Here is a 22711-nt window from a genome sequence, read left to right on the forward strand (position 1 = left end):
TGCAGAACGTGGGCCTAGATCTACGTCCGGCATCGGTGTTATTTTCAGGAAGGTATCGTAGATGGCTGACAGGGTGGTTTCAAGAGGCCAAGCCTTTTCCAAAGTTTAAAAGGTTGCCAAGTAATGGTTAGCCTCGCCTAAGCCGCAATCTTACACGAGGGGATAATTTTAGGCAAGCACTGAAAGAAATAACGAATGAAAAAATTAAAGGGTATTTTATGTGTGTTAGCAGCCTTGTCTGTCTTTTCCTGTACTAAAACAGATCAGCAGGGGCGCAGTGGCGGCACTGAAATCAGCGCTTATCTTAGCGAGCACACGCGTTTGGTCAACACACTGATCGGCACGGCCCCGCTGCTGGACCCACAGGTAATTGGCTATACCCCGCCCAAAGACTGGCGGGTGTGGGCAGGCTTGGTATACCCGGGCAGTTCGCTTCCCAATGCGATGGTACAGCTAAGCCCGATCACCGAGTTCGGTTCGGGGGCAGGCTACGAATACGAGGATACGGTGATCCATGCCTTTACGCATACAAACAAGGGGCACTGGAACCTGTGCAACGTCCCGGTGCTGCCGGTGTCAGGTAGCACCGAGGGCAAGGAGCAATTCTCCTCTACCTTCTCTCATGACAAAGAGGCCGCCTCGCCTGGGTTCTATAGCGTAGTTCTGGAGGATTACCAGGTGCAGGCGAACCTGACTTCGACGCTCCGGGGCGGCTATCACCAATATCACTATCCTACGGCAAAAGACCGCAGCATCGTCTTTAAGCTCTCCAGGGCCAACAACAGGGTGCACAGCTGGAGCATAGAGCAGGTAGATGACTTTTCTGTGCAGGGAGTGCAGGACATCGGAGGGGACAGGATCTATTTCTATGCTCTGCTTAACAGGGAGCTGGAAAGCCTGGAGAAGAGAGGCGAAAACACCAAGAGCGGGCTTGCGATCCTGCACCTTAAAGATGGTGGTGGCAAAACAGTAGAGATGAAAATAGGGCTTTCTTTTGTGAGTGCCGAAAATGCCAGGCAGAATCTGGAAAGCGAAATGGCAGGAAAGACGTTTGCCCAGGTAAGGAGTGAGGCCAACCAGACATGGGAAAACCTGCTATCGAAAATAGAGGTGAAGGGTGGTAGCGAGAAACAGAGGCAGCTGTTTTATACTTCGCTGTACCGGGCTTTTCTCTGGCCTGCCCTGCGTAGCGATGTGAACGGGGAGTACACGGATGCAAGCCGGAATGTGGTGAAGGCGGATTTTAGTTATTATACCATTCCCTCCTTGTGGGATACTTACCGCAATAAGCTGGTGTTGCTTAGCATCATTTCACCTAAGGTTACAGAGGATGTGATCAAGTCGCTGAAGGATATTGGCGATAAAACAGGTTACATACCCACCTTCTTTCACGGCGATCATGCGGCTGCATTTATCACCGGCTCATACCTTAGGGGCATAGACGGCTTTGACGTGGAGGGGGCTTACAAACTGCTGCTCAAGAGCGCCAACCAAGATGGCGGCAGCCGTCCGCACGCCAAGGAGTATATTAAGAAAGGGTATATCTCTGAGCCACATATTGACAACCCGCATGTGGAGACGAAGGCAAAGGCAGGCGTTTCCAAGACGCTGGAGTATGCTTATGATGATTATTCACTGGCCCAACTGGGCAGGGCACTGGGTGATACGGCCAACTACCGCGTCCTGATGCAACGGTCCCAGAACTACCGCAACATGTTTGACCCGAAGACGAGGTTTATGCGGGGCAGGCTGGAGAATGGCGAATGGATAAAGGACTTCAACCCGCAGTACCCTTACTATGAGTACATGTACCGCGAGGCCAATGCCTGGCAACTGTCCTTTTTCGCGCCGCATGACATGCAGGGACTGGTGGCCCTGTACGGCGGTGCAGAAGGTTTCGAGTCGAAGTTGGACTCGCTCTTCACCTTGCCCTGGAACCCAAATCACATCGCTCGGAATGTGTCTAGCTTCATCGGCCAGTACTGTCACGGCAACCAGCCCGACCATGAGGCTCCCTTTGCCTACCATTTCATCGGCAAGCCCGAAAAGTCACAGAAGATCATCGATAAAATTCTCAACGACCTCTATGGCATCGGGGAGCACGGCCTTGCCCTGAGCGGCATGGATGATGCAGGGGAGATGTCTTCCTGGTACGTATTCAGCGCGCTGGGGCTCTACCCTTATTCTCCGGCAGACGACGAGTACCTGGTGACCGTGCCGCTATTTGATGAGGTGCGCTGGAAAATGAGCAATGGAATGGAACTGGTGATAAAGAAGCCGAATGCTGGCAGAGCCTTAGAAACAATTCTTGTGGACGGGAAAGAGCATGAAGGTTATTTCGTGTCGCATGACCTATTCCGCAAGGGAGGTGAAATCAACATACAGACAGCTGATCAGGCCGTGCCGGATGAACATTTTGATAAATAATGATCTCCGTCTGAAGCCGATAGGTGCCCTGGACCTCTGACTTTAACCTGTTACCTTGTCTGAGGCCATTATATTGTTGGTGGGTTGGCTATTCTGCATGTATGTTTGAGTTTAGGTTATGGCCCGGCAGGCTTCTCAGAGCAAGCCTGTAACCGCCCCCTAGCTGTTGATAGAATAGATGAGAAATTTTTAGAAAAACAGAGAAAAACTCTTGGTAACTTCCGGCGTCGAAACGGAAGCCAAATGCATCCTACGCCTGGAGGCCCATGAGGTCTGAGCTTTCTTTGGCTTTTTTGTAAGCAATTTCTTCACCATACACACAGTTACATGCACCCACTTTTTACCAATTCTGTCAAATTCTCCGCTAAAAAACATTTGCTGCCGCTGCTGTTTATGCTCATGCTTTTTTCGCCGCACAAGCAGGCTTTCTCTCAGGTTTTATATGAGGGGGGCTCAAACATTCAGCTGCTCTACGGCAGGCACCTGAACCAATCAGATGATCTGGTCACCATCACGTTTGAGCATTTCGGCATGACGGGTGCTTTCGAGCACTTTGGTTTTGCGGATCTTTCCAACGATGTCACTCTGGCGGGGCCGTCGCTATATTCGGAGTGGTACCCAAAGCTTAGCCTTAGCCGTGCCACCAAAAGCGAGGTGGCGCTGGGGCCGATAAGTGATGTACTGTTGGGCGGCGGTGTTAACGTGCTGTTCGGCGGCGACGAGGACTTTTTTGTGTACCTGCTGGGGCCAGCCTTCAAGTTCCGCCTGCCGGGTCAGGGGCTGCTACAGCTCGAAACATTCTACTATAAGCAAAACGGCTCCGAATATGAGGGAACCTACCAGTTTACCCCGAGCTGGGACATTCCTTTGCCAGCCTCCGAGAAAGTGCACCTGCGCTTTCGTGGCTTCATGGATTTCATTGGCGACCGTGGCCCGGGTACTACACAATACCTGACACAGCCGCAGCTGCTGCTGGACCTGGGTAACCTCCGTGGCAAGCCGGGCAAAGTATTCGCGGGTACGGAGTGGCGCTACTGGCACAATGTGGTAGGTCTGGAGGGGATCAACGAGTCTGTGCTGCAGGTAAACGTCCTGTTTCAGCTGTAGATAAGAGAATAGCTCAATAGTTAAGCGTATCCCAGCAAGAGGGGATGCTCCGCTAAAGACAAAAGCCACTCTGGATTCGCTCAGAGTGGCTTTTGTCTTTAGCGGAGCTAAATCTTTTTAGCAAAATTTTTTATAGCTTCAGGGAGCGGATAGCAGCCAAAGTTAATGTATAAACATCCTTTAGCTGTTCTTTTGAAAATACTTTTATAAGATTTGCTTTTAAAACTGAGCACTCACTTGATTTTCTGCATACTTTCAAATATATTGATTCCTGAAATTGCAAAACCTGCAGGTGGGCTCCATTCTCTTTAAGCTAATTTTTTGCTTTCGGGTATTTGCGCACCAAGTATGGCTTCAGTCTGATTTAATAACTAAATACTCAAGTTTAAGATCTCACCCTTTCTTATGGCGGACAATGTATATGATGCAATCGTAGTAGGCTCAGGTATATCCGGTGGCTGGGCAGCCAAGGAGCTTACTGAAAAAGGATTGAAAACAATTATGCTGGAGCGTGGCCGAAACGTGGAGCACGTGAAGGACTATGTGAATGCTACCAAGAACCCTTGGGATTTTCCGCACCGCGGGCGCAGAACGCAGCAGATGATCGAGGACTACCCGGTGCTGAAGCGTGATTACCCGCTGCAGGAAACTAACCTGGAGTATTGGGTGAACGAAAAGGAAAGTCCTTATACGGAGATAAAGCGCTTCGACTGGTACCGTGGCTACCAGGTTGGAGGGCGTTCTCTAATGTGGGGCCGCCAAAGCTACCGCCTCGCCGACCTGGATTTTGAGGCAAACGCCAAAGAGGGTATCGCCGTGGACTGGCCTATCCGCTACAAAGACCTCGCGCCATGGTATAGCCATGTAGAGAAGTTTGCCGGCATCAGCGGTTCCAGAGACGGTATTCCGCACCTGCCAGACGGCGATTTTATGCCTCCGATGGAGATGAACTGCGTGGAGAAAGACGTGGCGAAACGCCTGAAGGAACACTACAATAATAACCGCCATATGATCATTGGCCGTGTGGCCAACATCACAGAGCCGCACCATAACCGCACGAACTGCCAGTACCGTAACAAATGCTGGCTGGGCTGCCCGTTCGGCGGGTATTTCAGTACGCAGTCGGCCACGCTTCCGGCGGCTATGGCTACAGGCAACCTTACCCTGCGCCCATTCTCTATCGTTACCAAAGTGATTTACGACAAAGATACTAAACGCGCCAAAGGGGTGGAGGTGCTGGACGCTGAGACAAACCAGACCTACGAGTACTTTGCCAAAGTTGTCTTCCTGAACGCTTCTACCCTAAACACTACCTGGGTGCTGATGAACTCTGCCACCGATGTTTGGGATGGCGGCCTGGGCAGCAGCAGCGGCGTATTGGGGCATAACCTAATGGACCACCACTTCCGTGCGGGTGCCTCCGGCGTGGCTGAGGGGTATGAGGATAAGTACTTGTATGGCCGTCGTCCGAATGGTATCTACATACCGCGCTTCAGGAACATAAACGGCGACAAGCGCGATTACATCCGTGGCTTTGGCTACCAGGGCAGTGCAGGGCGTGAAGGCTGGAGCCGTGAGCTGGCAGAGCTAAGTATAGGTGGCGAGTTTAAAGACGCCCTGACAGAGCCTGGGCAGTGGACCATGGGTATTACGGCCTTCGGCGAGACCCTGCCATACCATGAGAACAAGGTAACCCTGGATAAGAACAGGAAAGATAAGTGGGGCTTGCCTGTGCTAGCCATCGATGCCGAGATCAAGGAGAATGAGAAGAAGATGCGCATCGATATGATGGAGGATGCGAAGGAGATGCTGGAGAACGCTGGCCTGAAGAACGTGAACACCTACGATGCCGGCTATGCACTGGGGCAGGGTATTCATGAGATGGGTACAGCGCGTATGGGCCGCGACCCTAAAACATCGGTGCTGAACGCACATAACCAGATGTGGGATGCCCCGAACGTGTATGTTACGGACGGAGCGGCCATGACCTCAGCCGGTTGCCAGAACCCATCGCTGACGTATATGGCGCTTACCGCCAGAGCGGTAGACCATGCGGTAGGAGAGCTGAAGCGACAGAATATCTAAGCAGGTATGCTTGCAAGAAGGCTAAAAGTATAGAGGATATATCTGGAGAAAGTATAACACCTCAACAGGTAGACCCTCTATACATTAGTTATCCTGTGTTTTTCCATACTTTCCATTGTTCCAACTTACCTTAACAAACCATGTCTGAAAAAGAAAGTCAATCCTCTTTAGGCAGCTCCAGGAGGAACTTCATGAAAGTCGGTGCGCTGGCCGCAGCGGGCTTTTTTATTGTGCCACGCCATGTGCTGGGCAAAGGCTACATAGCCCCCAGCGATAAACTGGTGGTAGCAGGTGTTGGTGTAGGAGGGATGGGTGGAAACGACATAGCAGGCGTCTATAAGAGCGGTAAGGCCGAAATCGGTTTTCTGTGTGATGTAGACGATAGAAGAGCCGAAAAGTCGCGGGCGAGTTTCCCGAATGCAAAGTACTACAAAGACTGGCGTGAGCTTTTTGAGAAGGAATCCCAAAACTTTGATGCCGTAACCGTATCCACCCCGGACCATAACCACGCGGTGGTGGCCATGGCGGCCATGCAGATGGGCAAGCACGTATATGTGCAGAAGCCACTGACCCACGATATTTACGAGGCGCGCATGCTGACCGACGCTGCCAAACGCTATAAGGTGGTAACGCAGATGGGCAACCAGGGTTCCTCCGGCGATGGCGTGCGGCAGATGCGGGAATGGTACGACTCCAACGCCATCGGCGATGTGCACACAGTGTACTGCTGGACCAACCGCCCAGTGTGGCCGCAGGGCATATCCTGGCCCGCAACAAAGGCCGAAGTACCCAAAGAACTGGACTGGAATCTGTGGCTCGGCACAGCCCCCTATACCGATTATGTAGACAAGCTCGTGCCGTTTAACTGGCGCGGCTGGTGGGACTACGGAACAGGGGCATTAGGTGACATGGGCTGCCACATTGTGGAGGCGCCTTTTAGCGTACTCAACCTGAAGTATGCCCAGGATGTGCAGGCCAGCGTAGGCAGCGTGTACGTGGATGAGTTTAAGCGGGGCTACTTCCCGGAGAGCTGTCCGCCCTCCAGCCACGTTACCCTTACTTTCCCTAAAACAGATAAAACCAAAGGCGAGGTTACGCTCCATTGGATGGATGGCGGTATTCAGCCGGCACGCCCGGAGGAACTGGCACCCGGCGAGGTGTTCGGCGACGGGGAAAACGGTACGCTGTTTATTGGCACAAAAGGCAAGATGATGGCAGGGTGCTATGGCGAAAACCCGCAGCTGCTGCCAACAAGCCGCTCGTCAAGTTTTAAAGTAAAAGACAAGTATAAATTAGCACGCGTGCCGGGTAGCGCAGGCGGCCACTATAACCAGTGGGTGGAGGCATGCATTGCGGGCCCAGGCAACAAAGAGGTGAGCTCTCCTTTTGAGATTGCCGGTCCGCTCACAGAGGCGCTGCTCATGGCAAACCTTGCTATCCGTGGCATCGATATCCGTGTGCCGAAAGCAGATGGCAAAGGCTATGACTACCCGGGCCGTGACATAAAACTGATCTGGGACAACAACCAGATGCGTGTCACTAATTTTGACGAGGTAAACAAGTTTGTGAAGCGCGATTACCGAAGTGGCTGGACACTCGGCGTATAAGCCTGTTCTGACTGCCGCTTTTTCGCTGAATTTTAATTGATCAAAATCGCTGTAACTATAACATATGAACAGAAGAGAAGCATTAGGAGCTGTTAGCTGGATTTTGGGTGGCGCCCTGGTAAGTGCCGACCTGTTAGTGGCCTGCACCTCCAAACCAAACAAGGTAAACGACCTGTTTGATCAGGATCAGGTTGCTTTCCTGAACGAGGTGGGCGATACCATACTTCCCGAGACCAGCACACCGGGTGCCAAAGCTGCGGATGTAGGTAGCCTGATGGCCGTGATGGTACAGGACTGCTATACCAAGGAAGATCAGGACATCTTTATGAAAGGCATCACCCAGATAGATGAAGCCAGCAAAGAGAAGTTCGATAAGAAGTTCCTGAAGCTGGACCAGAAGCAGCGCACAGAACTGCTGACTGCCCTGGATGCTGAGCAGAAGAAATACCAGGCCGAGAAAGCCCCAGAAGCTCCGAACCACTACTTCCGGATGATGAAGGAGCTTACTCTATTCGGTTTCTTCACGTCTGAGGTAGGGGCCACCCAAGCTTTGCGCTACGTGGAAACCCCGGGCCGCTACGATGGCTGCATGCCTTACAAAAAAGGCGACAGAGCCTGGGCCACCTAAGCCTCAACTACATTTCCTTCCTCAGAGGGGTTAGGGGTGGGTTATGCTATGAGTAGAACCACCCTGACATAAAGTATAACACACTGCAATGGAGCGGGCACTGCATGTGTACGCAAAATTGCGGAGACCAAAGTATGACAAAGTATACATGCAGCCGTAAAAGCCTGTATTTATACTTTGTTTATATGTTACATCCACTCCACTTCAGGAGTAGAACCTTATTTTAGAGCATGTCGAAAAAACTACGCTTAGGTATGATTGGCGGCGGGCAGGGAGCCTTTATAGGCGCTGTTCACCGGATTGCGCTGCAAATGGACGGAGAGTATGAGCTTGTCTGCGGCGCTTTTAGTAGTAACCCTGAAAAATCGAAAGCGAGCGGAGAACTGCTGGGGCTTAAGCCGGAGCGGGTATACACCTCCTACCACGAATTATTTGAGCGTGAGCTGCAGTTGCCCGAAGACCAGCGGGTACAGGTCATCAGTATCGTTACGCCGAACCATGTGCACTTTGAGCCAGCCAAGCTTGCGCTGGAGAATGGCTTCCATGTGGTGCTGGATAAGCCCATGACCTTTACTTTGCAGGAAGCGCTGGAACTGCGCAAAGTGGCCGAGGCCTCTGGCAAGCGCTTCTGCCTTACCCATACTTATACCGGTTACCCCATGGTGAAAGAGGCCCGACAAGTGGTGGCTTCCGGTAAGCTCGGCAAAATCAGGAAAGTTTACGTGGAGTACCCGCAGGGCTGGCTGAGCCGGTTTGAGGAGGGCAGCGACAACAAGCAGGCCTCCTGGCGCACCGACCCGAACCAAAGCGGTATAGCCGGCGCCATGGGCGATATCGGTACCCACGCCTTTAACCTGGCGGAGTACGTGAGCGGGCTTTCCGTTACAAAACTCTGTGCCGATATAAACATTGTGGTGGAAGGCCGCCAACTGGACGACGACGGTGCTGTGCTGCTAAAGTTTGACAACGGGGCCAGCGGTGTGCTGATAGCAACCCAGGTGGCAGCCGGCGAAGAGAACAACGTAAAGATACGCGTGTACGGAGAGCACGGCGGTGTAGAGTGGCAGCAAAGCGACGAAAACACCATGCTCCTGAAGTGGCTGGATAAGCCTGTAGAAGTATGGCGCACCGGCACTGGCTACGTCAGCTCTTACGCACAGCATAACTCCCGCACCCCGGCCGGACACCCGGAAGGCTACCTGGAGGCCTTTGCCAACCTGTACCGTAACTTTGCCCTTTGCATTCAGGCAGACCTTGCCGGCAAAGAGCCGCAGCCGGAGTGGCTGGACTACCCGGGTATGGAAGAAGGCGTTCGCGGCATGGCTTTTATTGAACAAGTCATCGCCTCAGGCAAATCAGACCAGAAATGGACGAACTTTAGCATCTAAAAACTATGAATACAATCAAAGGACCCGCACTATTTATTGCCCAGTTTATACAGGATCAGGCACCGTTCAACAACCTGAAAGATATCAGCAAATGGGCTGCAGACCTGGGATACAAAGGCATACAGATTCCATCGCATGACCCACGCTTTATAGACCTGCAGAAGGCCGCAGAGAGCAAGACCTATGCCGATGAGGTGAACGGCATTGTGAAAGAGGCCGGAATCCAGATCACGGAGCTTTCCACACACCTGCAGGGGCAGTTGGTGGCCGTTCACCCGACCTACGATGCCCTGTTTGATGGTTTTGCCCCGGAGGCATACCGCAACAACGCTAAAGCCAGAACCGAGTGGGCTGTGCAGCAACTGAAGTATGCGGCCAAAGCCTCTAAGAATCTGGGCCTGAACGCCTGCGCCACGTTTAGCGGGGCCTTGCTATGGCCGATGGTATACCCGTGGCCACAGCGTCCGGCCGGCCTGGTAGAAACTGGCTTTAAAGAGCTAGGGAAACGTTGGTTGCCTATCCTGAACGAGTTTCAGGAAAACGGTGTGGACCTATGCTATGAACTCCACCCGGGGGAGGACCTGCATGATGGCATTTCTTATGAGATGTTCCTGGATGAGGTGCACCAGCACCCGAGCGCCTGTGTGCTCTACGATCCGTCCCACTTCGTGCTTCAGGCGATGGATTACCTGTCTTTCATCGACCACTATCACGAGCGTATCAAAATGTTCCATGTGAAAGATGCCGAGTTTAATCCTACCGGTAAGCAGGGCGTGTACGGCGGCTACCAGAGCTGGGTAAACCGCGCCGGCCGCTTCCGCTCCCTGGGCGACGGGCAGGTAGACTTTACCGGCGTTTTCAGCAAGCTCACGCAGTATGACTATAAAGGCTGGGCCGTGCTGGAGTGGGAGTGCGCCCTGAAGCACCCTGAGGATGGAGCCCGCGAAGGTGCGCCGTTCATCCAAAACCACATCATCCGGGTAACCGAAAGGGCCTTCGATGATTTTGCCGCTTCCGGAGTGGATGAGAGCAAGAACAAAGAGCTGCTAGGCTTATCTTAAGAAGAACACCATACAAACACATACTTTGAATTATGAAAAAGAATCTACTCATACTTGGCTGCCTGGCTTTTACCCTAGCCTGCGGCAACTCTTCTGATAATGCAGCAGAAGAGGCTAGCGTGCCGGAAGAAGGAACTTACAGCGCTAACGGAGAAATGGACTCCACCTCAGGGGCGGCGGTAAGCGCTGCGTCCAAACAGTCAGAAGTTGATACCAATAGAATGGACATCGGGAACGACCGCACGGAAGGCGGAGCAATTGCAGCAGGCGGCAACTATGAAAACGGGGCCAAGCTCATTGCAGCCTCCGATTGCCTTTCCTGCCACCAGGAAGAGAAAAAGCTGGTAGGCCCATCTTATGTAGAGGTTGCCGGAAAGTATGAGATGAACGACAAGAACGTGGATTACCTGGCAGACAAAATTATTAAGGGTGGCGCCGGAGTATGGGGCCAGGTGCCCATGACGCCGCACCCTACCATTGAAAAAGAGGATGCCAAGGAAATGGCCCGTTATATCTTATCGCTAAATAAATAACCGCACATGCTGAAAAACTACATTGCAGCCCTGGCCATACTCACTTTGGCAGGCTGCCAGTCAACTGAATCGGAAAACACAATGGCAGAAAACGATCAGAACCAGCAGGTAGAAGCTGAAGGAGAGTGGATCTCACTTTTCGACGGCAAAACCACCAACGGCTGGCACACCTATGGCAAAGACTCTGTTGGCAGAGCCTGGGTGATAGACGACGGAGCCCTGCACCTGGATGCCTCTAATAAAAAGGACTGGCAGACAAGCGACGGCGGCGACATTGTGACGGAGGAGGAGTTTGAGGACTTCCACCTGGAACTGGAGTGGAAAGTAGCCGAGAACGGCAACAGCGGCATTATCTTCTATGTGAAGGAGGATACCGCTAAGTATGATTACACCTGGAACACAGGCCTGGAAATGCAGGTACTGGATAACAACGGGCACCCGGATGCGAAGATCGAGAAGCACCGCGCAGGCGACCTTTACGACCTGATTGCCAGCAGCCCTGAAACCGTGAAGCCAGCGGGAGAGTGGAACAAAGCGGAGATCATCAGCGATAACGGCCAACTTGTTTTTCACCTGAACGGAGAGAAAGTGCTGGAGACAACCCTGTGGGATGACAACTGGCGCCAGATGGTGGCAGGCAGCAAGTTTGCCGACATGGAGAACTGGGGCACCTTCCGCTCCGGTAAGATCGCGATACAAGACCACGGCGATAACGTGTGGTACCGCAACATCCGCATCAAACGATTATAAGCCTCATAAAAATCTCATCCTTAATACACCGCAACCATGAATTCGGTAACCCGCATTAAACTTTCTACCATGATGTTCCTGGAGTTCTTCATCTGGGGCGCATGGTTTGTTACCTTAGGCACCTTTCTGGGCAACAACCTAAAGGCAACAGAACTTGAAACAGCCAGTGTGTTCTCCACACAATCCTTCGGAGCGATCATCGCCCCCTTCATCATCGGACTTATTGCAGATAAGTACTTTAATGCAGAGAGGATTCTGGGGGTACTGCACCTGGTAGGCGCTTTCCTGATGTATCAGATGTATAACGCTGATAATGTTGGGGCCTTCTATCCTTACGTGCTGGCCTATATGATTGCTTACATGCCCACGCTTGCCCTGGTAAACTCCGTTTCGTTCCGCCAGATGCGTAATCCGGAGAAAGAGTTCTCCGTGATCAGGGTATGGGGTACTATCGGCTGGATTGCTGCCGGTTTATCGATAAGCTACATTTTCCATTGGGATTCTGCCGATGGTATAGGCGAAGGTTTGCTGAGAAACACCTTTATGATGGCGGGAATCGCTTCACTTATACTTGGTATCTATAGCTTTATGCTGCCTAAAACACCTCCTGTGGCACAAGAGGGCAAGAGCAGCTCTATTTCCGAGATTCTGGGCTTGGATGCCATTAAGCTGTTGCAGAACAGAAACTTCCTGATCTTCTTCCTCTCATCCATACTTATTTGTATTCCGTTGGCATTCTACTACCAGAACGCTAACCCGTTTTTAACAGACATCGGCCTGGAGAACCCGACAGGTAAGATGACGATCGGGCAGATTTCTGAGGTGCTGTTCTTATTGTTGCTGCCAGTGTTCTTCTCAAGGTTTGGCTTTAAGAAAACCATACTGGTAGGTATGGCTGCCTGGGCCCTGCGTTACGTGCTGTTTGCCTATGGCAATGCCGATGAGCTTTCCTTTATGCTGATCATAGGTATTGCGCTGCACGGTATCTGCTATGACTTCTTCTTTGTTTCGGGCCAGATCTATACAGATGCAAGAGCCGGGGAGAAGTATAAAAGCTCAGCCCAGGGTTTGGTAACGCTGGCTACATACGGTGTAGGTATGCTGATCGGCTTCTGGGTTGCAGGTTTTATAAGTGAGTACTACAGAGCTGCCGATACGGAGAATTTCTGGCAGAGTGTATGGCTTGTTCCGGCAGGTATAGCGGCTGTTGTTGCATTAATATTCATGCTGCTTTTCCGTGATGAGAAAGATACCGCCGGTAACGCAACCGACAAGCCGTATGGCATCGAGTCTGAGAGACAGGAGCTGACCAGCTTACCATAGACAGCCTCTTAACTTATACTACCATGTTAGAGAAACCGAGTCGCAGGACCACCATTAAGAAAATCATGGCCGGAACAGCTTCGCTGACTGCGGCAGGTATGTTACCAACCCTAACCGCATGTGCGCAGGGGCAGGAAGCCGCAGAAACTACCAAAGAACTGAAAGGCAATGTAAACCACTCCGTGTGCCGCTGGTGCTTCGACGATATGTCGGTGGAGGAACTCTGCGTTGCGGCAAAGGATATGGGGCTAAAAGGCATAGACCTGGTTGGCCCGAAAGACTGGCCCGTGCTTCAGAAGCACGGGCTGGAATCCACGATGTGCAATGGCGCCGAGATTAACCTGGTAGATGGGTGGAACGATAAGCAGTTTCATGCCCGGTTGATCAAGAACTATTCTGAGATGATACCGAAAGTAGCCAAGGCAGGCTATAAGAACCTGATCTGCTTCAGCGGTAACCGCCGCGGTAAGTCTGATGAAACTGGCTGGAACAACTGCGTGGAAGGCCTGAAGCAGGTGTTGCCGCTGGCTGAGAAGCACAACGTAACGCTGGTGATGGAGTTGCTGAATAGTAAAATTAACCACGAAGACTACCAGGCGGATAAAACAGCCTGGGGTGTGGAACTGGCAAAAAGACTCGGGTCTGAGAATTTTAAGCTGCTTTACGATATCTACCACATGCAGATAGACGAGGGCGACGTGATCCGAACCATCCGTGATAACCACCAGTACATTGGCCATTACCATACCGCCGGCGTGCCTGGCCGCCATGAGATTGATGAGACGCAGGAACTCTACTATCCTGCCATCATGAGAGCTATCGTGGAAACCGGCTTTAAAGGCTATGTGGCACAGGAATTTATACCTTCCAACCCGGATAAACTGGCGTCTTTAAGAAAGGCTATCCAGATCTGCGATGTGTAGCGGAGCGCTTGCAACCCTTACCTTAATTTACCCTTAATCGAAAGATCAACCCCAAAGAGAAACAACAGATGACAACAAGAAGAAATTTTCTACAGCAGGCAGGTCTGCTTACGGCAGGTATAATCATAGCGCCAAGTTGTATGATGTCTAAGGCAGAAAGCAACAAGAACATAGGCATACAACTCTACACGCTGCGTGAGGAGTTGCCCAAGGATGCAAAAGGTGTGATCGGGAAAGTAGCCCAGGCGGGTTACAAAGAGGTGGAGACGTTTGGTTACTCCAGCGAGGGGGGATTTTTCGGGATGAAGCCAACTGAGTTCGCCGACCTGCTGAAGCAGCATGAGCTGAAAGCCTCAAGCGGCCATTTTGGATTTGACCCTTACATTTCCGGGGAAAACGAGGACCTGCTAAAGTCCTACATCGACGCGGCCAAGGCTGTGGACATGAAGTATATCATAGTGCCTTACCTGGGCGAGAACCTGCGCCAGAGCGCAGCAGACTACCAGCGTGTTGCCGAGCGCCTAACTAAGGCGGCAGAGCAGTGCAAAGCGGCCGGGCTACAGTTAGGTTACCACAACCACGACTTTGAATTCAAGAAGTTCGGTGATACCACAGGCTATGAGATCCTGCTGAAAGAGACGGACCCGGATCTTGTTGTTTTTGAGGCGGATCTGTACTGGGTAGTAAGAGCTGGGCTAGACCCGGTGGCATTGTTTAAGGATCACCCTGGCCGCTTTAAGTTATGGCACGTGAAGGATATGGATAAGGCAAATCCTAAAATCAACACGGAGATCGGCTCGGGGTCTGTCAACTTCAAGGAGATTTTCGCTAATGCCGAGGTAGCAGGCGTAGAGCACTACATTGTGGAGCAGGAGAACTTTTCTCTGGATCCTTTTGAGAGCATCGCGCAAAGTCATACTTATCTAAAGGAAAACCTGCTGTAAGTAAAGCTAAAGTATAAGTATAAAGCCAGGCTGTACGCTGCCATCAGGTTGCGGATAGCTTGGCTTTTTTATGTATTATAGGCCGACTAAAAATAGGTTGTGGCCGCCACTTACTTTACCCCTTGATTCCTGGTGGAGCATTAGATGCAAGTAGTAGTGCCGGGTTATACTTTCGTCCAGCTTTGTCTTGCCTTGTGTAGGGAGAAGGGGGCCTGCTATACTAGGACATGTAAGTATGTGGCAAGCTATGGTGCGTACATTTCTTTAAAAGTTGCCCAAAATATAAAAAACCTTTGGCTACCGAAGTATAAAAAAGGCGCTGCCCGGAATCTTCATCCCGGGCAGCGCCTTTTTTATAGCTCTTTAAAGCTGAAGTATGGTTAACTATGCTTTTCTCCCAACTTTGTGCCCTTTGGCGGCATAGAAAAGGATAAATAGGTAACATGGCACCATAATCCAGTAGGCCTGGCTCGGGTTCCAGGCGTCGGCTAGGGCTCCGTAAATAAGGGGTAGAATGGCGCCACCGGCTATGCCCATAATAATAAGTGATGAGCCGATTTTAGTGAAACGGCCCAGGTCCGCAATGGCCAGTGGCCAGATGGCCGGCCACATCAGCGCATTGGCAAGGCCCAGCAAGGCGATAAATAATACCGAAACATAGCCGCTGGTAAGGATGGCGCCAACGGTAAACAGTACGCCTACAATGGCTGATATCTTCAAGGCTTTTTCCTGGCTTATATACTTCGGAATGCTAAAGACGCCGATAAAGTAGGCCACCACCATTGCTCCCAGGGTAAAGGAGGTAAAGAACTTAGCAGTTGTGTAAGGGATACCCTGCGCGGCCCCGTAGCTCACAATGGTGTCGCCGGCCATTACCTCAACGCCTACATACAGGAACATGGTAAAAGCGCCCAGCAATAGGTGCGGGAACTGCAGGATGCTCGTCTTGTTCACGTTGGCGGCTGCTACGGTTTCGTTTTCCTGGTCGGTATCTACCTCAGGCAACGATGAGAAGTAAATTACCACCGCCAGGGCTACCAGTACGGCCATAATCAGCACGTATGGCAGGATTACTTTAGATGCCATGGCATCCAGCTCAACTACCTTCTCTGCCAAGCTTAGTGTCTCAAGCTTTGCTACAACTTCATCAGCATTAGAGAGTACAATAGCCCCCAACGCGATAGAACCTATCACACCGCCAATCTTATTGCTAACGCCCATGATGCTGATGCGTTTGGCGGCACTCTCCAGCGGCCCCAAAATAGTGATGTATGGGTTAGATGCCGTCTGAAGTACCGCAAGGCCAGTTCCCTGAACAAACAAGCCGATCAGGAAGAGCTCCAACGTTCGGGTCATCGCTGCAGGTACAAAAATCAACGCACCTACTGCCATGATGAGCAAACCAACCGACATGCCATTTTTAAAGCCAGTCATTTTCAGTACCCAGGCAGATGGGATCGCCATCACAAAGTACGAAATATAAAAGGCGAAGGCCACCAGGTATGACTGGAAGTTGTTTAGCTCCAGCGATATTTTAAAGTATGGGATAAGGATGGCATTGAGCCAGGTAACAAAGCCAAAGATGAAGAACAACGCGCCGATGATGACCATCGCGCCCGTGTTACTTTTCTGGCTGAGCTCCGGTGTGTGCTGCCGCTCTTGTTTGATGGACGTGTTTGCCATAGTTAAGTTAATCAGGTTGGATTATTGGGAAAATATTTTGCTCAATATCAAGTAGTTTCGCGCTGCTGAGGCTCCAAGCCTTAACGCTACAGCCCATGTTCTGGCAAATATATTTTATACTTGCACCAGCGCTGCTAGAACCACTGTTTCAGCTGGCTACTGATATGCAAGATACTTTTATTTTTAAAAAATCACCTGAGTAATCACTTTCAGTTTAGATCTAAGTATAAATTTTCCGGTTGCCGGTGTCACAAGGTGGTTTTGCGACCTGTTTTGGCTTAAAAAGCGTTTCAGGATGAGCTTAGGAAACCTGCCTAAGGAGCAGGTTTATACTTGATTATATCTGCTTTGCCTCCAGGTTGATAAAAGGCACCTGAAAATTTTCGGGCCATAGCCACAGCACCAACAGCCCGCCAGCCAGCACAATGCCGAACAGCAGGGCTACTTTCATGAAAACAGAACGGCTGCCAAGCACACCTACCAATCCTGCTTTGAAGGCCAGGTTTGAGAGCGCGGCCACCAGTATGAGGCGCCAGCCATTCGCCGGCTCCATACTTCCTACCTGCATCAGGCGGGAGGTAGAAAGGGTAATGGCATCAACATCGGTAAGGCCGGAAATAACAGCCACAATGTAAAGGCCGCTGCTGCCAAGCTGGTCTTTGGCAAAGGCGGTGGCTAGTATGACAGCCGCATAAATAGCCCCGAAAATTAAGGCTGTTTTAAGGTGTGCCGGGTTAGCCTGTTCAGGCATACTATCCTTGGCGCTGCCTTTAAAGAAGTATAAAATGCCTCCAAGCACCAGCATGAGCAAAAGAAGTGCCGCCAGGGGAGGTGCCACGGTCGGGAGTGTGCTGGGGGCTACTACGGCAACCTCCGTTATAATGCGCACAACAGAAACAGCTGACGCAATAAATATGACTAGGGCTGCCAGCATGCTGCTTGCTTTGCCGTGGTCTTTGGTGCGCCGGGCATAGCTTACGGTGGTAGCGGTGCTGGAGATTAACCCACCCAGAATGCCGCCCAGCACCGTGCCCGACTTCTGCCCAAAAATCTTGTAAGCAAAGTATCCCAATAACCCGATGCCCACGATCAGCACCACCATCAACCAAATATTGTGCGGGTTCAGTACACCGTAAGGGCCGTAAGTACGGTCCGGGAGCACGGGTAGCACCACCAGGGAAATAACCACGAACTGCATGATCGCCCTCAGGTCATTTTGCCCAATTTTAGCCACAATGCGGTGTAAGGTTTCTTTGAGGTGGAGCAGCACGGCCACCACAGCGCCAACTGCTACGGCCACTGTAACCTGGCCCAGCACCAGGTAGGCTCCTACCACATACATAAGCAGGGCGGCGGCTTCGGTTGTGAGGCCAATATCCACATGAGGCGCTCTGCTCCGCATAAAGTTGGCTACTGCCACAAGGATGGCCAGGCTCAGAATGCCCATGGCTATGATCCACCCGCCAAAGTCTTGTGCCAGGAAACCGGAAATAGTGCCGAACAGGGTAATGAGCGGAAACGTGCGGATACCGGCCAGCTGTGACTGGTCGTGCTGCCGCTGCAGCCCTACCAGCAAACCCAGGCCCAGCGATATGCCAAGTGTCTCGAATAGCTCTAACTCCATATGGGTGTAATTGACTGCCTGAAGGTACAGCCTTAAAGTATAAAAGTATAGCCATGGCTATACTTTTATACTTTAGTAAACGGTAAGGTTATAGTTGGCTATCCTGTACCAGCGTGCTGGTAAGCCGCTTTAGCTCTATTTCTGCCGTTTTAGCCTGGTATTGAATGTCGATCAGGCGATTGGAGGCGACCAGTTCGTTTCGCTGCGCTTCGCGTAGCTCTATGGCGGTTAGAATACCCAGTTTGTATCGTTCCAGCGCAATCTGTGCGTTCTCCTGGGCTAGTTTTACGTTGCTTTCCTCCAGTTCGAGCAGTTGCAGGCGGTTAGCGTACTGGCTGTAGGCACGGGCCAGGTCGGCCTGCAGGCGGTTCTCCTCCCGCTGCAGCTCCAGGTTTGCCGTTTCCAGGCTGATGCGTGCGTTCTGCGCCTGGCGGTTGATGTTAAAGCCGTTAAAGATGGGCACGTTTACGCTCAGGCCATAGTTGTAGCCTTTGTTTTGATTAAAACGCGCCTGAAACTCGTTGAGTGGTTCTGCCTCGGAGCGGCTGAAATTGTAGGCACTCAGCACACTGACAGTCGGGAAACGGCTGGCCCGAACGGATCTGATGTCGAGCGTTGCCAGTTGGCGCTCCAGCTGCAGACGCTGTAGCAGTGGGTTAGCGGCCTGCAGGTTGTTGGTGGCAATGCTGTAGTTTAAGGAAGAATCAACCAAAATGCTGTCCGTCACCACAAAGTCAATGTCGGGGTCGCGGCCCAGCAGCTGGTTCAGGTTAATCTTGGCGTTTTGCAGTACCTCCTGCTGCAGCAGCAGTTCCGACCGGTCGGTGTTGTAGTCTACCTGCGCCCGCAGGATCTCTACCTTGGCGCTCACGCCAACCTCATACTGTGCCTGGGCTATCTCCACACGCGCCTCCGAAATGGCGATGGCATCCTGTATGGCCTGCATCTTAAAAGACTGGCGGGCCACCTCGAAGTAGCTGGCCGTGATATCGGCCAAGGTGTTTTCAACTGTCTGCTTAGTAAATAGCTCACCCGATTTCTCCAGGGCCTTCAGTCGCTCCAGGTTTATAAACATCCCCAGGCCATCAAATACCACCCAATTCAGGTTAACGCCATAGCTCAGGTTGTTAGAGCTCGCACCTGAGCGCACACGGTCAGGGCCGGTAGTAAACTCTTGCCTGGAGTTGTTCTCACTGAAATTACGGGAGGCCCTGCCGCTCACATCCGGAAGGAAGCCAGCGTTGCCCAGCGTGACATTGTTCTCAGAGATAGCCTCCTGCCTGGAGGCTATTCGTATGTCGTAGTTGTTTTGCAGGCCGATTCGGATGGCCTGCTCCAGCGAAAGTTGCTCCTGGCTCAGGGCCCGGCCTGGTAGTAGCAGTGCAAACCCAATGAGGAGAAGCGCCGCGGCTTTGTATGAAAACATTTATACTTGATCTATCGCGTTAAAATCTTTTGGCTAAAATACTCAGATGGATGCTCAGAGAAATTTACACATACTCCGGTTGTGGCTTTCTGGCCTCCGCTTTTTCCTCCTCGTCGTCCGTATCGCTTATCACGTTGGCCTCAGCAGATGAGAAGTATGAATACACTGCCGGAATCACGTAAAGCGTCAGACCGGTGGCGAAGATTAGGCCGCCTACCACCGCAATACCCATCGATACACGGCTTTCAGCACCGGCGCCCAATGCCAAGGCAATCGGCAAGGTACCCAGTATGGTGGACATAGAAGTCATCAGGATCGGGCGGAAACGCTGTACGGCTGCATCTGTGGCGGCTTCCAGTTTGGTAAGGCCCGCCTCTTTGCGTTGGTTGGCGAACTCCACCAGCAGGATACCGTTCTTCGTTACCAGACCCACCAGCATGATCATACCGATCTGGCTGAAGATGTTCAGGGTCTCACCAAAGTACCAGATGCTTACCAAGGCTCCTGCCAGGGCAAGCGGTACGGTAAACATGATGATTACCGGGTCGCGGAAACTCTCGAACTGTGCTGAGAGCGCCAGGTAGATCAGGCCGAGTGCCAGCAGGAACGCAAACAGCAAGCTGCTGGAGCTCTCCGAGAAGTCGCGCGACTGGCCTGCCAACGAGGTCTGGTAGGTATCATCAAGCACTTTATCGGCAATGGCATCCATGGCCTCTATACCGTCGCTGATGGTTTTGCCTTTGGCCAGCGAGGCGCTGAACGTAGCAGAGGCAAAGCGGTTAAAGCGGTAAAGTTGCGGCGAAGCGCTCTCTTCCTGCAACTCGATCAGGTTATCCAACTGAATTAACTGGCCTGAGTTGTTTTTCACATAGAGGCTGCGTAGGTCGATAGGGGCAGAGCGGTTCTCGCGTGCTACCTGGCCAAGTACCTGGTACTGCTTGCCATCCTTTATAAAATAGCCATAACGCTGACCGCTAAGGCCTGCCTGCAGGGTTTGGGCCACATCGCGTACGCTTACGCCCATAGCCTGTGCTTTCTCACGGTTAATCTCCACGCGCAGCTCAGGTTTGTTAAACTTCAGGTTGACATCCACAAAGCCAAAGGTCGGGTCTTTGCGTGCCTCTTCCATTATCTGCGGAATGATCTCGCGTAGTTTAGAGCCGTCCGGTGACTGCACCACGAACTGTACCGGCTGGCCGGAGCCGCGTCCGCCACCCAGGCCTTTGTCGCCGGAGCCGAAGGCGCGTGCGCCTGGCAACTGGCCCGAAAGCTGTGAGATCTTATCCACGATTTCCTGCTGCGTCATGTTGCGCTTTTCTGGGTCCACCAGCCTTACACGCAGGAAGCCGGAGTTGGAGCCACCACCACCGAAGCCTGGGGAGGTCATGGCCACCATGTTATCTATACCTTGTATGGAGTCGTTCACGAGTTGGGTCAGCTCACTCATGTAGGCATCCATAAACTCGTAAGAGGCACCCTCAGGGCCTGTTACGCCGATACGCAAGCCGCTGCGGTCCTCGTCCGGGGCAAGTTCTGAGGGCAGGTTCTTCATCAGCGTGTAAATACCTCCTGCGGCCACTACTACTATCACAAAAGCTACCCAGCGCACGCGCATAAAGCTTTCGAGGCTGTTACGGTAGCCGTTGGTGAGGGCTGTAAAGAATGGCTCTGTTTTGCGGTAGAACCAGTTTGGCCGTTCGCGGTGCTTGAGCATGCGCGAGCACATCATCGGTGTCAGCGTCAGGGAAACGAAGGAGGAGATGATCACAGAGCCTGCCACCACAATACCGAACTCCCGGAACAGGCGGCCGGTTATACCCTCCAGGAATATCACCGGCATAAACACTGCGGCCAGGGCTACGGTAGTGGAGATAATGGCAAAGTATATTTCCTCGGATCCTTTGTTGGCCGCTTTCATGGGTTGCTGCCCGCCCTCAATCCTGGAGTATATGTTCTCCAGCATTACGATGGCGTCGTCCACCACCAGGCCAATAGCGAGCACAATGCCCAGCAGCGTCAGCACGTTGATGGAGAAATCCATCAGGTACATGATAAAGAAGGCACCGATCAGGGAAACCGGAATGGCCACCACAGGAATTACCGTAGAGCGCCAGTCTCTCAGGAACAGGAAGATGATGATGACCACCAGGCCAAAGGCCACAAAGATGGTCTCTTTTACTTCGGCAATAGAGGCTTTAATGTACTGGGTGTTATCGAAACCGATCACCACTTCCAGGTCCTCCGGAAGGTCTTTCTTTATCTGCTCCAGGCGCACGTAAAATTCGTCGGCAATCTCTACCTGGTTAGAGCCTGGCTGCGGAATAAGTACCACGCCCACCATCGGGATACCGTCGCGGCGAAGTATGGATTTCTCGTTTTCCGGCGCCAACTCGGCATGGCCGATGTCGCTGAAACGGATCAGGCGATCGGCATCCTCGCGTACGATCAGCTGATTGAACTCGTCTGCTGTGGAGATCTTGCCCATGGTGCGTACCGAGAGCTCCGTGGTGGCGCCCTCAATTCTACCTGAAGGCAGCTCCAGGTTCTGGCGCACCAGTGCATTTTGTACTTCTATGGGCGTAACCTGCAGCGCGGCGAGTTTGTCCGGGTCCAGCCACAGGCGCATGGCGTAGCGCTTCTCGCCCCAGATATCCACAGAACTTACGCCCGGTATGGTCTGCAGGCGCTCTTTAAACACGTTCTGGGCAATGGCAGAGATATCAAGGAGCGAACGTGTGGCACTTTTAATACCCACAAAGATAATGGGGTTGGCATCTGCGTCGGCTTTGGAAACAGTAGGAGGGTCAGCGTTGTCGGGGAGCCTGCGCTGGGCACGGGCCACGCGGTCGCGCACGTCGTTGGCGGCGGCCTCCATGTCTACGCCCAGGTTAAACTCTACGGTAATATTGCTGCTACCCTCGCGGCTGCTGGAGGTAAGGGTACGGATACCGGCAATACCGTTGATGGACTCCTCCAGCGGCTCGGTAATCTCCGACTCAATGGTCTCGGCGTTGGCACCCGTGTAGCTGGTAGACACGTTCACGATTGGCGGATCCACGCTCGGGTACTCCCGCACCCCCAGCATGCTGATACCGATGATACCGAACACAATGATCGTGATGCTCATCACGATGGCCAGTACCGGGCGTTTTATACTTATTGATGATAAACTTGCCATACACTTAATTAAGAAATCTCGTCT

Annotated in this window: 16 protein-coding genes; 12 read left to right on the forward strand and 4 right to left on the reverse strand. The window is 52.2% G+C overall.

All coding sequences use genetic code 11. From position 1 onward, the window contains the following. The first annotated feature begins 195 nt into the window (after nt 1-195). The 12 genes from OO017_RS07340 (at nt 196) to OO017_RS07395 (ending at nt 14776) form a co-directional block, all read left to right on the forward strand. Complete coding sequence (locus OO017_RS07340) at nt 196-2427, forward strand: GH92 family glycosyl hydrolase (protein ID WP_266051812.1); 2232 nt, start codon at nt 196-198, stop codon at nt 2425-2427. A gap of 327 nt (nt 2428-2754) precedes the next feature. Next, entirely contained in the window at nt 2755-3534 is a 780-nt protein-coding gene (locus OO017_RS07345; RefSeq protein WP_266051813.1) for a hypothetical protein, read from the forward strand. 405 nt (nt 3535-3939) lie between these two features. Continuing rightward, a complete protein-coding gene (locus tag OO017_RS07350; protein ID WP_266051814.1) occupies nt 3940-5619 on the forward strand; it encodes a GMC oxidoreductase in 1680 nt (559 codons plus the stop codon). A 140-nt stretch (nt 5620-5759) separates the two neighbouring features. Next, entirely contained in the window at nt 5760-7226 is a 1467-nt protein-coding gene (locus tag OO017_RS07355; RefSeq protein WP_266051815.1) for a Gfo/Idh/MocA family protein, read from the forward strand. A gap of 64 nt (nt 7227-7290) precedes the next feature. Next, entirely contained in the window at nt 7291-7854 is a 564-nt protein-coding gene (locus OO017_RS07360) for a gluconate 2-dehydrogenase subunit 3 family protein (RefSeq protein WP_266051816.1), read from the forward strand. A 230-nt stretch (nt 7855-8084) separates the two neighbouring features. Further along, nucleotides 8085-9242 carry a Gfo/Idh/MocA family protein gene (locus OO017_RS07365; protein WP_266051817.1) on the forward strand — a complete coding sequence of 386 codons (1158 nt, stop codon included), beginning with the start codon at nt 8085-8087 and terminating at the stop codon, nt 9240-9242. Nucleotides 9243-9247: 5 nt separating this feature from the next. After that, complete coding sequence (locus OO017_RS07370) at nt 9248-10303, forward strand: sugar phosphate isomerase/epimerase family protein (protein ID WP_266051818.1); 1056 nt, start codon at nt 9248-9250, stop codon at nt 10301-10303. 32 nt (nt 10304-10335) lie between these two features. After that, complete coding sequence (locus OO017_RS07375; RefSeq protein WP_266051819.1) at nt 10336-10836, forward strand: c-type cytochrome; 501 nt, start codon at nt 10336-10338, stop codon at nt 10834-10836. A 6-nt stretch (nt 10837-10842) separates the two neighbouring features. Beyond that, entirely contained in the window at nt 10843-11586 is a 744-nt protein-coding gene (locus tag OO017_RS07380) for a 3-keto-disaccharide hydrolase (protein ID WP_266051820.1), read from the forward strand. Between the two features lie 36 nt (nt 11587-11622). Then, nucleotides 11623-12909, forward strand: coding sequence for a nucleoside permease (locus OO017_RS07385; protein ID WP_266051821.1), 1287 nt, complete (start codon nt 11623-11625; stop codon nt 12907-12909). Between the two features lie 23 nt (nt 12910-12932). Beyond that, nucleotides 12933-13832: a hydroxypyruvate isomerase family protein gene (locus tag OO017_RS07390; RefSeq protein ID WP_266051822.1), complete on the forward strand. Its 900-nt coding sequence runs from the start codon at nt 12933-12935 to the stop codon at nt 13830-13832. Between the two features lie 68 nt (nt 13833-13900). Next, entirely contained in the window at nt 13901-14776 is an 876-nt protein-coding gene (locus OO017_RS07395; protein ID WP_266051823.1) for a sugar phosphate isomerase/epimerase family protein, read from the forward strand. A gap of 384 nt (nt 14777-15160) precedes the next feature. Here the strand turns inward: OO017_RS07395 and OO017_RS07400 are convergent, their stop codons facing one another. From OO017_RS07400 to OO017_RS07415, 4 genes are all read right to left on the reverse strand, one after another. Continuing rightward, entirely contained in the window at nt 15161-16459 is a 1299-nt protein-coding gene (locus tag OO017_RS07400; RefSeq protein ID WP_266051824.1) for a sugar MFS transporter, read from the reverse strand. A gap of 337 nt (nt 16460-16796) precedes the next feature. Continuing rightward, on the reverse strand, nt 16797-18083 hold the full coding sequence (locus OO017_RS07405; protein ID WP_266051825.1) for an MgtC/SapB family protein: 1287 nt from the start codon (nt 18081-18083) through the stop codon (nt 16797-16799). A gap of 88 nt (nt 18084-18171) precedes the next feature. Then, on the reverse strand, nt 18172-19509 hold the full coding sequence (locus OO017_RS07410; protein ID WP_266051826.1) for a TolC family protein: 1338 nt from the start codon (nt 19507-19509) through the stop codon (nt 18172-18174). Between the two features lie 64 nt (nt 19510-19573). Beyond that, nucleotides 19574-22687, reverse strand: coding sequence for an efflux RND transporter permease subunit (locus OO017_RS07415; RefSeq protein ID WP_266051827.1), 3114 nt, complete (start codon nt 22685-22687; stop codon nt 19574-19576). Nucleotides 22688-22711 lie beyond the last annotated feature (24 nt).

Origin of the sequence: Pontibacter anaerobius, from assembly GCF_026241195.1 — a bacterium.
Classification (GTDB): Bacteria; Bacteroidota; Bacteroidia; order Cytophagales; family Hymenobacteraceae; genus Pontibacter; species Pontibacter anaerobius.